Annotated in this window: 12 protein-coding genes; 9 read left to right on the top strand and 3 right to left on the bottom strand. The window is 64.9% G+C overall.

The genetic code is table 11. The annotated features are described in order from the left end of the window. The first annotated feature begins 49 nt into the window (after positions 1-49). The 4 genes from AC1D34_RS29200 (at position 50) to AC1D34_RS29185 (ending at position 4,357) form a co-directional block, all read left to right on the top strand. Positions 50-907 carry a carbohydrate ABC transporter permease gene (locus AC1D34_RS29200; protein ID WP_476826092.1) on the top strand — a complete coding sequence of 286 codons (858 nt, stop codon included), beginning with the start codon at positions 50-52 and terminating at the stop codon, positions 905-907. Between the two features lie 36 nt (positions 908-943). Next, positions 944-2,254, top strand: coding sequence for an alpha-glucosidase/alpha-galactosidase (melA, locus tag AC1D34_RS29195; protein ID WP_441504586.1), 1,311 nt, complete (start codon positions 944-946; stop codon positions 2,252-2,254). 71 nt (positions 2,255-2,325) lie between these two features. Continuing rightward, positions 2,326-3,420 carry an ABC transporter ATP-binding protein gene (locus tag AC1D34_RS29190; protein ID WP_476826091.1) on the top strand — a complete coding sequence of 365 codons (1,095 nt, stop codon included), beginning with the start codon at positions 2,326-2,328 and terminating at the stop codon, positions 3,418-3,420. Positions 3,421-3,430: 10 nt separating this feature from the next. Next, positions 3,431-4,357, top strand: coding sequence for a Gfo/Idh/MocA family protein (locus AC1D34_RS29185; RefSeq protein WP_441504584.1), 927 nt, complete (start codon positions 3,431-3,433; stop codon positions 4,355-4,357). 28 nt (positions 4,358-4,385) lie between these two features. Here AC1D34_RS29185 and AC1D34_RS29180 read toward each other — a convergent pair whose 3' ends face one another. Then, positions 4,386-5,285, bottom strand: a complete 900-nt coding sequence (locus AC1D34_RS29180; protein ID WP_441504583.1) for a sugar phosphate isomerase/epimerase family protein — start codon at positions 5,283-5,285, stop codon at positions 4,386-4,388. A 16-nt stretch (positions 5,286-5,301) separates the two neighbouring features. After that, positions 5,302-6,027 carry a GntR family transcriptional regulator gene (locus tag AC1D34_RS29175; RefSeq protein WP_476826090.1) on the bottom strand — a complete coding sequence of 242 codons (726 nt, stop codon included), beginning with the start codon at positions 6,025-6,027 and terminating at the stop codon, positions 5,302-5,304. A gap of 279 nt (positions 6,028-6,306) precedes the next feature. On the opposite strand from AC1D34_RS29175, the gene AC1D34_RS29170 reads away from it, so the two are divergent. The 4 genes from AC1D34_RS29170 to AC1D34_RS29155 all read left to right on the top strand — a co-directional run bounded on the left by AC1D34_RS29170 (position 6,307) and on the right by AC1D34_RS29155 (position 9,419). Further along, positions 6,307-7,200: a dioxygenase family protein gene (locus tag AC1D34_RS29170; protein ID WP_476826089.1), complete on the top strand. Its 894-nt coding sequence runs from the start codon at positions 6,307-6,309 to the stop codon at positions 7,198-7,200. 37 nt (positions 7,201-7,237) lie between these two features. Then, on the top strand, positions 7,238-8,020 hold the full coding sequence (gene hpaH, locus AC1D34_RS29165; RefSeq protein ID WP_441504581.1) for a 2-oxo-hept-4-ene-1,7-dioate hydratase: 783 nt from the start codon (positions 7,238-7,240) through the stop codon (positions 8,018-8,020). 19 nt (positions 8,021-8,039) lie between these two features. Beyond that, the gene (gene hpaI / locus AC1D34_RS29160; protein WP_441504580.1) at positions 8,040-8,804 is read left to right on the top strand and encodes a 4-hydroxy-2-oxoheptanedioate aldolase; all 765 of its coding nucleotides are present in this window, start codon (positions 8,040-8,042) and stop codon (positions 8,802-8,804) included. Positions 8,805-9,071: 267 nt separating this feature from the next. Further along, entirely contained in the window at positions 9,072-9,419 is a 348-nt protein-coding gene (locus AC1D34_RS29155) for a type 2 periplasmic-binding domain-containing protein (protein ID WP_476826088.1), read from the top strand. Between the two features lie 175 nt (positions 9,420-9,594). On the opposite strand, the gene AC1D34_RS29150 is transcribed toward AC1D34_RS29155, so the two are convergent. Next, the gene (locus tag AC1D34_RS29150; RefSeq protein WP_441504578.1) at positions 9,595-10,125 is read right to left on the bottom strand and encodes a hypothetical protein; all 531 of its coding nucleotides are present in this window, start codon (positions 10,123-10,125) and stop codon (positions 9,595-9,597) included. A gap of 350 nt (positions 10,126-10,475) precedes the next feature. On the opposite strand from AC1D34_RS29150, the gene AC1D34_RS29145 reads away from it, so the two are divergent. Beyond that, positions 10,476-10,574: class I tRNA ligase family protein (locus tag AC1D34_RS29145; protein ID WP_476826093.1), on the top strand; the 99-nt coding region annotated here is incomplete at its 3' end.

Below are 10,574 nucleotides of genomic sequence, written 5' to 3'. Positions count from 1 at the left end.
GCTTCACGATCATTCAGTGGCGGGTCAGCCGCCAATCGGAGAACGTGCTATGAGCGGCGTCACCTTCGAGGCTGGCGCCAGGCGCCCCGGCACCCGCCGAACCGGCAACGTGCTGATCTGGATCGCTGTCGTGCTCGGCGCGCTGGCGATGATCTTTCCGCTCTACTGGATGCTCGCGACCGCGATCCGGCCTCGTTCCGAGGTCTTCCAGCCGCTGGTGAGCCTGATCCCGCAGGTGCTGACGCTGGAGAATTTCAGGAATATCGCGCAGCGCCATCCCTTCCTGACCTGGGTGATGAATTCGACCTTCATCGCCGTGATCGCCGTGCTGATCACCGTGTCCGCGAACCTGCTCTGCGGCTACGTCTTCGCCAAGTTCCGCTTCCCCGGGCGCGACATCCTGTTCTTCGCGATCCTGGGCGCGCTGATGATCCCGATCCAGGTGATCCTGGTGCCGGAATTCCTCGTGACCTCCTGGCTGGGGCTGCTGAATTCGCCCTGGGGCGTCATCCTGCCGCGCGCGGCCGAAGCTTTCGGTGTCTTCATGGTGCGCCAGTTCRTGGTCAGCATTCCCGATGAGCTGATCGAGGCCGCCCGGCTCGACGGCGCCAGCGAGATGCGGATCTTCCTGCGCATCGTGCTGCCGCTCTCGAAGCCGATCATCGCCGTGCTGGTGATCTTCACCTTCATGTGGCGCTGGAACGACTTCGCCTGGCCGCTGGTCGTCCTGACCGACCAGGAACTCTTCACCCTGCCGCTGGGCCTGAACCTGCTGCGCGGCGAGGCCAATCCGGACTGGGGCGGCGTCATGGCGCTGGCCCTGATCTCCCTCCTGCCGATGCTGCTCATCTTCCTGATCTTCCAGCGCTATCTGGTTCAGGGGATTGCCAGCACAGGCCTCAAGTGAGCCCTTTCCCGACCTCTACCCAAGAGAGACCATGACATGACCAAGATCGCCATGATCGGCGCCGGCAGCGTCGTCTTCGTCAAGAACCTGCTCACCGACATCCTCAGTCTTCCCGCGCTGAAGCAATGCGAGATCGCATTGTACGACATCGATGCCGAGCGCCTCGAAACGGCGGGAATGATGGCGCGCTGGACGTCCGGCCAGTTCGATGCCGGGGCGACCGTGACCGAGCATGCCGACCGCCGGCGCTGCCTGGAGGGCGCGGATTTCGTGATCAACATGGTGCAGATCGGCATGCACGAGGCGACGCTGCTCGATTTCGAGATCCCGAGCCGCTACGGCCTGAAGCAGACCATCGCGGATACCGTCGGTATCGGCGGCATCTTCCGCGGGTTGCGGACCATTCCCTTCATGGTCGACCTGGTCGGGGACATGCGGGCGGTCTGCCCCAATGCCCTGCTGATGAACTACACCAACCCGATGAGCATTCTGACCTGGGCGGTCTACAGGGCCTTCCCAGAGCAGCAGGTGGTCGGGTTGTGCCACAACGTCCAGCACACGGCGCGCGACCTTGCTTCCTATCTCGGGGTCGATCGCTCCCGCTTGAGCTATGACTGCGCCGGCATCAACCACATGACCTGGTTCCTGCGGCTCGAAATCGACGGCAAGGATGCCTATCCGCAGCTGCGGCGTGCCGCCCGCAATCCGGAGATCTTTGCGAAGGACAAGATCCGTTTCGCCCTGCTGGAGCATCTCGGCCGCTTTGTCAGCGAATCCAGCGAGCATACGGCCGAATACACGCCCTATTTCCTGCGCCGCGAGGACCAGATCGCGGAATTCGACGTGCCGGTCGACGAGTATATTCGCCGCAGCGAGCGCAACCTGCGACGCTATGCCGACACGCGGCAAAAGCTGCTGGCCGGCGAGAGCTTCTCGCTCGAGCGCAGCGACGAATACGGCGCATCGATCATCAACGGCATGGTCACGAACGAGCCCCAGCTCATCTACGGAAATGTCCGCAACACCGGGCTGATCGAGAACCTGCCGCAGGATTGCTGTGTCGAGGTGCCCGTGATCGTCGACCGCAACGGCCTGCGAGCCTGCCATGCCGGCACGCTGCCGCCGGAGCTCGCCGCCCATTGCGCGCCGCATGTCTTCGTCCAGGACCTCACCGTGCGCGCTGCCCTGGAAGGCGACCGGGACGCGGTCTACCGCGCCGCGGTGCTGGACCGCCATGCCGCGAGTGTCCTCTCGCTGCGCGAGATCCGCGCCATGGTCGACGACCTGATCGCGGCCCATGGTTCGGCCATGCCGGTCGGCATCCGTTCGACGGCACTCGCTGCCTGAGCGCGCCCAAGCAGGGCAGGCGGCCTGCCTGCCCGCAACGACAAGAACGATAAGGCCGCAAGGAGGGAACGATGAGTTGGCTGACCTTGGAGCATGTCCATAAGCGCTTCGGCGATCACCCGGTGATCCAGGATGTGAACCTGTCCGTGACCAACGGCGAGTTCGTGGTCTTCGTCGGTCCGTCTGGCTGCGGGAAATCCACCTTGCTGCGGATGATCGCCGGGCTCGAGGATATCAGCGACGGCACCTTGCGCATCGACGACGCGGTGATGAACGAGGTGCCGGCGGCGCAACGGGGCATCGCGATGGTGTTCCAGTCCTATGCGCTCTACCCGCATATGAATGTCTACAAGAACATGGCCTTCGCGCTCGAGACGGCGCGGATGACCAAGGCCGAGATCGATATGCGCGTGGCCCGTGCCGCGGCGATCCTGCAACTGGATCACTTGCTCGACCGCAAGCCCAAGGAGCTCTCGGGCGGGCAGCGCCAGCGCGTCGCCATCGGCCGCGCCATCGTGCGCGAACCCAAGATCTTCCTGTTCGACGAGCCGCTCTCCAATCTCGACGCGGAGCTGCGCGTGCAGATGCGCGTGGAAATCGCCAAGCTGCACCAGCAGCTCGGCAACACGATGATCTATGTCACGCATGACCAGGTCGAAGCCATGACGATGGCCGACAAGATCGTGGTTCTGCGCGCCGGAAAGGTCGAGCAGATCGGCTCGCCGCTGGAGCTCTACAACAACCCCGTCAACCGCTTCGTCGCGGGTTTCATCGGCAGCCCGAAGATGAACCTCCTGCAGGCCAGGATGCTGCCGGCGACAGGAGGAGAAGCGCGGGTGGCCCTGGCCGAGACCGTGTTGCCCCTGCCGCATCTGGCTGGCCAGGACGGCGCCGATTGCAGCCTGGGCCTGCGGCCCGAGCACCTGCGGCTCGGCGGCGCCGGCACGCGGATCGGCGAGGCGAAGGTCCAGCTCGTGGAGCAGCTCGGGGGCTCCTCGCTGATCTACGGCGTCCTCTCCGACGGCCAGCCGATCACCGTTCAGGTCGAGGGACAGCAGAAGCCGAAGCCCGGCGAGCGGGTGCCGCTGCATGTCGATATCGCACTGGCGCATCTGTTCCGGCCCGACGGCGCGCGCGTGACTGCGCAAACCGTCGCGCACAGCTGAGGCGGGCGGGATGTCGAGGATCCGCCTCGGACTCGTCGGGCTCGGCAAGATCGCGCACAGCCAGCATCTCGGCGCGATTGCGGCCACGCCCGGTTTCGAGCTGGTCGCGGCGGCGAGCCGGGAAGGCACGCTGCCTGGCTTGCCCGTCTTCACCTCGCTCAGCGCGATGCTGGCCTCGGATATCGATCTCGATGCCGTTGCCCTTTGCACACCGCCTCAAGGCCGGCATGCGCTGGCGGCAGAGGCGCTCGAAGCCGGAATGCACGTCCTGCTTGAAAAGCCGCCGGGTGCCAGCGTCAGCGAACTCGGCCCTCTCGTCGCAAAGGCGGAACGGAGCGGCCGGACGCTGTTCACCACCTGGCATTCGCGTTTTGCGCCCGCTGTCGCGCCGGCGCGCGCCCTTCTCGCGCAGCACCGGCCGCGCTCGGTCGAGATCATCTGGAAGGAGGATGTGCGCGTCTGGCATCCCGGGCAGGACTGGATCTTCGAGCCCGGCGGGCTCGGCGTCTTCGACCCCGGCATCAACGCCCTCTCGATTCTGACCACCATTCTGCCCGAGCCGGTCTTCGTGACCGGCGCCTCGCTATCCGTCCCGGCAAACCGCCAGGCGCCGATCGCCGCCGCGCTCGATCTCGCGGATGGTTCGGGGCTGCCGATCCACGCAGAATTCGACTTCCGCCAGGAGGGCGAACAGAGCTGGGACATCCATGTCGAGACTGAGGCCGGCCTTATCATGCTCTCCTCGGGCGGCAGGACGCTGAGCCATGACGGCCGCATATTGGTCGACGAGCCGGAGCGGGAATATGCGGAGATTTATCGCCGCTTCGAAGCGCTGATCGCGGAAGGCCGCAGCGATGTCGACCTCGCGCCGCTGGCGCTGGTCGGCGACGCATTCATGCTGGGGCGGCGTTTGACCGTCGAGCCCTTCGAGGGCTGACATTCCCCGGGGCGCTATCTGATCGTGCTCAGTTCGCTCGCCGTCCTGCTTGGGCCACTGAAGAGCGCCCCGTAGCCACCTCCGTAAGCGGTGTCCTCGAAGTCGGTGTGGCGAGTGCGTGCGCAGCGATCACCTGCCGTGCCGCCTCGAACACCGCCTTCGCGTGCTCTGCCGCCGGCAGCCCTTGATTGGGCACCTCGACAGAGAGCGTCACGTCGGCCGGCAGTTCCGCCAGGAGGTCCTGCAAGGGCAGGGAGGCCTCGCCTGGAAGCCTGCGTCCCGCGCGCGCCTCCCTGATGATCTCGTCGAATGTCGTCGGGCGTTCGGCCACCGCGTCGCAGAGCTGCGCGCTCCTGATGAAATGCGACGGGATCGTTCTCAGGTCGATCGGAAGACCGCCGCCTCGCGAAAGATGAAGGGCATCGACCAGGACCCCGCCATTTGCCTTGTCGGCCTCCCCTACGATCGCTGCGGCGTCGTGAATGCTGGCGACACGGCGCCATGGCATGTTCTCGATGTCGACGCCCATGCCGAAGCGTGCCGCGACGTCGCACAGAGAGGCGAAGCTGGCGACGAGCCGTCTATGGTCGGGATCGTCGCCGCAGACGCTCAGGCGCCTGGCACCGAGTTCCGCCGCGCTTTCCAGCATCGGGATCAGCGCGTCCGCTGCGAAATTCGCGTCGATGACGACGAATTCGATATCGTAGACGCGCAGGCCGGTCTGGGTCAGCAGGGACCGTATCGACCGCATCTGAGCACTGCCGGGGCGGATCTCGTAGAAGGGCGCGCCAGGAAAGGCCGGATTCAGCCGAAGCCCTACCGCGGAGAAACCGACTTTCGCCGCGAGTGCGACGAAGTCGAGCGGCGGCACATCGATCGTCGTGAAATGCGCGATTCCAAGAGGCGGCTGACCTGATGGCGATGACACGGGACGCTCCATCGCTTCAGGGCTGCAACTGGCCGGCAAGGCGGGTGTGGAGGTTGGACCCGGTGCGCTGGATATGCTCGCGCAGCTTGGCGCAGGCATAGTCGGCGTCGCGGGCGACCGCGCCCTGGGCGATCTCGCTATGCTCGGCGGCGACGTTGCGGTCCCCGCCTTGGGCCACCAGGAAGATCCGTCGATAACGGTCGTTCAGGTTGTGCAGCATGACGCAGGCGTTCAGCAGCAGCGGCATCCCGCAACCGGCGAGGAGCATCATGTGGAAGTCGCGATGCGCGTGCTCCCAGGCTTCCAGTGTTGCCGGCTCACTGGCGATCCGCTCTATCCGGTTGAGACGGTGAAGGGCGCGCATCACGTCGCTTTCCCAGGCCAGGTCGCCTTTCGCGATGGCTGAGGAGAGCGCCAGGCTCTCGAACTCGACGCGCAGTTTCGTGATCTCGGCAAGGTTGGACAGCGAGACCGGCGCGACAGTGTATCCGCGGTTGTCGTGCAGTTCGACAAGCCCCACCGCAATCAGGCGGGCAAGCGCTTCGCGAAGGGGACTGAGCGAGACGTCGAGCTGCCGACGGACGGTATCGAGATTGATCTTGGTGCCGGGCGCCAGTTCCCCGGACAGGATCGCCTCGCGGAGGCGATTCACCAGAAGCGACGCCTTGGTGTTCTTTGCCGTCGCTGGAGTGCCTTTCGACGAAAACTCGGCGGGGGGCAGGTCGTCGACAGCGAWGTTCATCGTCCCTCCCTTGAACCCGTCGGCGCGAGAGTCGAGGTGGTATGATAATCGATTATCTACGTCAACCGGGCGGCGATCGATACGCCGCGAGTAGATGGGCTGCTTCTCCAGATGTGGTGCAACTATCTCACAGATGGGCTTATTTCAGAAGGTTCTCGGGAATTACTGCGCTGGAAGGCCTCGCTCAGCGTGTGCGGAGCCGGCGCATGGCGTTCTTCATGCGGCTCTTGATTGACAGATAATCGATTTTACAGGAGTGGAGATCGCAGGGAGGACGCCATGATCATCGAGAGCCACCAGGATGTGACCCGCGATGCGCTGGCCGTGATGCAGCGCACGAAAGACCCGCGCCAGCGCGAGATCCTGACCTCGCTGGTCAGCCATCTCCACGCCTTTGTCCGTGATGTGCGGCTGAGCGAAGCGGAGTTCCGCGAGGCAACCGCGATCCTCAACGAGATCGGCAAGCTGGCCAGCGATAGCCATAACGAGATGGTGCTCATGGCGGGCTCGCTGGGTGTCTCGTCGCTCGTCTGCCTGCTCAACAACGGCGATGGCGGCAATACCGAAACGTCGCAGTCGCTGTTGGGACCATTCTGGCGCTTGAATGCTCCTCATGTCGAAAATGGCCGCACGATCATCCGCTCCGACACGCCGGGCGATCCGCTGCTCGTCACCGCACGTGTCCTGGACCAGCGCGGTGCACCGATCGTCGAAGYCGAGGTCGATGTCTGGCATGCGTCCCCCGTCGGGCTCTACGAGAACCAGGATCCCGAGCAGGCCGAGATGAACCTGCGCGGCAAATTCACCACCGACAGCGAAGGGCGCTTCTGGTTCTCGACGGTGAAGATGGTGGGCTACCCCATCCCCACCGACGGCGTGGTCGGCCGGCTGCTCGCCGTGCAGGACCGCCATCCCTATCGTCCGGCGCATCTGCATGCGCTGATCGTCAAACCCGGCTTCAAGGTGCTGATCTCGCAGGTCTACGACCCACGCGACCCGCATATCGATTCCGATGTGCAATTCGGCGTCACCAGGGCTCTTGTCGGCGACTTCATCCGCCATGACGAACCCCACCCATCCGACGCCATGGTGCCGGTCCCCTGGTATTCGCTCGACTACACCTACGTCATGGAGCCCGGCGAGACCGTGCTGCCGCGCCCGCCGATCAAGTGACCCGTTCGCGCGACCCGCGCCGCCAAGGAGTGTTCCGATGCTGACCGATACCGAACGCCAGCAGGCGGCCGATGCGTTGCTCCAGGCAGAGCGCACGCTGAAGCCGGTCCCGCAGCTCAGCAGGACCTATCCCGCGATCGAACTCGAGGACGCCTATCGCATCCAGGGCCTGTGGGCAGATGCGCGGATCGCGGGCGGAGCGAGAATGGTGGGCCACAAGATCGGCCTGACCTCGCGCGCCATGCAGATGGCCTCGAAGATCAGCGAGCCGGACTATGGCTGCATCCTTGACGATGCGCTCTTCAACGACGGTGCCCAGATCAAGGCGAGCCTCTTCATCAAGCCGAGGCTTGAAGTCGAACTCGCCTTCATCATGGGCGAGGATCTCGAAGGACCGGGAAAGCGCATCTATGACGTGATGCGCGCGACCGAAATGGTCGTGCCGGCGCTCGAGATCATCGATTACCGTACTGACGTTCCGCGCGCGATCACCGACACGATTGCCGATAATGCCGCTTTCGGCGCGATCGTGGTCGGCGGCCGACCGGTCCGTCCGATGGATGTCGACATCCGCTGGGTCGGCGCGACGCTGTCGAAGAACGGCATTATCGAGGAATCCGGGGTTTCGGCTGCCATCATGGGCCACCCGGCTGCCGGCATCGCCTGGCTGGTCAACAAGCTCCATGTCGTCGGCGCGGGGCTGAAGAGGGGGCAGATCGTCCTCGCCGGCTCCTTCACGCGGCCAGTCGACATCGCAGCCGGAGACGTCATACAGGTCGATTACGGCCCGCTCGGCGCCATCGGCGTCTCTTTCAACTAAGGTTGCACCTGAGGTTGCCATGGAACTGCCGACGAACACGTTCAAGCGCGCCCTGAGCGAGGGCCGGCATCAGCTCGGCCTCTGGTGCAGCCTGCCCGGCGCCTATGCGGCCGAGGCGGTCGCCGGCTCCGGCTTCGACTGGCTGCTGTTCGACACCGAGCATTCGCCGGGCGATCCGCTGACGGTCCTGGCCCAGTTGCAGGCCGTGGCTCCCTATCCGGTCTCGGCAGTGGTCCGCCCCGCGAGCAACGATGCGGTGCTGATCAAGCGGTTCCTCGATTTCGGCGCCCAGACCTTGCTGATCCCCTATGTCCAGAATGCGGAGGAGGCGAAGGCGGCGGTCGCGGCGATGCGTTATCCGCCAGCCGGCATTCGCGGCGTCTCCGGCGTGACGAGGGCAACGCGGTTCGGACGGGTCGCGAACTACGGCAAGCGGGCAGGGGAGGAGCTCTGCCTCCTGGTCCAGATCGAAACCCAGGACGCGCTCGACAATCTCGAGGCGATCGCGGCCGTCGATGGCGTCGATGGCGTGTTCATCGGCCCGGCCGATCTCGCAGCCAGCCTTGGCCATGTCGGCGAGCCCGGACATCCCAGGGTGACCGCACTCATCGAGAAGGCGGTCGGTCGCATTCGCGCTTGCGGCAAGCCCGCAGGCATCCTGACGCCCGACACTGCATTCGCGGCGCGCTGCATCGAGCTCGGCACGCTCTTCACGGCGGTCGGCGTCGATGCGGCCATGCTGGTCAAGGCGACGGAAGCCCTGGCAAGGCAGTTCAGGTCGTGATGGCTGGTCAGCATTCGGTGCTGGGATCGGAGGCGAAGATGCGATTGCTGGACCATGTCGGCCCGCCCCCGGAGGACCTGACAGAGCTTCTCGCACCGGGCGGGGTTCTGCGGGCTGCGATCAATCTGTCTAACTTCCTGCTGGTCTCCGACAGGACTCCCGATGGCGGGCCGGTTGGAGTGGCGCCTGACATGGCGCGTGCATTTGCCGATCTCCTGGGAGTGGAGCTGCGCTACGTCACCTATGAATCGCCAGGCCTGATTGCCGATGCCGCCGGCCTACGGGCTCTGGCTCGACCGCAACATCGCGCATGCGACGCTGGTCCGGACCAAGACCATCGCTGATGCAGCGTCAGTCTTCCTCGAGGGCAAACTCGATGCCCTTGCGGGCCTGCGCCCCAGATTGGTGACGGACCAGAAGGCGATCCCCGGAACCCGGATCCTGCCAGGCCGCTACATGGCCGTGCAGCAAGCCGTGGGAACACCGACCAGGAACGCCGCAGCGATCGACTATATCAAGCGCTTCGTGGCGACCGCGATTTCGTCCGGCTTGGTTTCGGGGTTGATCGACAAGCATGGGGTCGAGGGTCTCACGGTCGCCCGGGACCAGGGCTGATCCGCGACGGGAGCGCTCCGGGACGGCTGAGCCCCTCGCATCCGTGCGCGCGGTGCCGGACACGCTACCGCTCGCTGGATCATCGCACCGGATATCGTATCCGGTTCGATGACCTGACCATCTGTGATTGCATCGGCCATTCCGAAAACCGCAATCCACTTTTCGGGCCGATGCTTTAGCGCAAGGCGAAGTGCTGCATGATCTGTTCGGCCGCGCGATCCGGCGCAGTGATCTCCGTATCGATCGCGAGGCAGTTCTCCCGTGGAACCGGGGCTATGGTGTAGCGCGACAGGAATTCGGAGCGGCCCTTGACGGAACTCGTCTTGCGTCGCTGGACCCTGTCGGCATTGCCGACACGCTGTGCGGCCTCTCGTTCCGAGCAATGCAGGAACACGGGAAAGACAGAACCGCCATTGCGGACCACATCGTCTTCCAGCTGATCGAAGAACGGACGGTCCTCCAGCTCGGAATAGCAGAGGGTGACGATCAGACAGGAAATGTCGTTCTCGATCGCGGCCCGCAAGATGGATCCGCGAACCGTGTCTACCAGCTCCCAGAAGCCGGGAGCGCCAAAGTCGAAAATGGTTCGCGCGGCGTCGATGGCGGCATGATTGTCCAGCAGTCGCGCCGGCATCGCCGCAAGCAAGGCCTTGGCGACCGTCAACTTGCCGCTTGCCGGTGCCCCGTGAAGAAAGATCAGGTTCATGGCGGCCATGCTATGGCGGTTCGGGGAAACCGCACATTGGCCATTCGGCTCCCTACCCAATCCCCTCATCGGCATGGCGCTATGCGGCCTCAGGCCTGACCGCGGCCTTGATTTCCCCGCCGATTGCTGGCACCCGTCAGGCAGATCAGACGCGGATTTACAGATGTTCCTTCCCGCCCACGCCACGCGAATGCGCAGGCCCGACCAGCAGGAGATTGGCCGGAGGGGGTGAGCGCGTGCGTATCGCCGCGCGAGTGAGCGTCGGACCCAAGCCCTCCGGTTCTGCGGAGGGCTTTTTTGTTTCATCAGGTCTCGGCGCGTCACCCGTGGAATGACCCCAGGAGGGCATCATGGCGAACGCACTCATCACCAGCGCACTTCCCTATATCAACGGCATCAAGCATCTCGGCAATCTGGCAGGCTCGCTGCTCCCGGCCGACATCCACGCC

The sequence above is a fragment of the Allobosea sp. P1_A7 genome, assembly GCF_056406775.1.
Note: the sequence above shows the minus strand (reverse complement) of the source record. Positions and strands in the feature narration are given on the sequence as shown.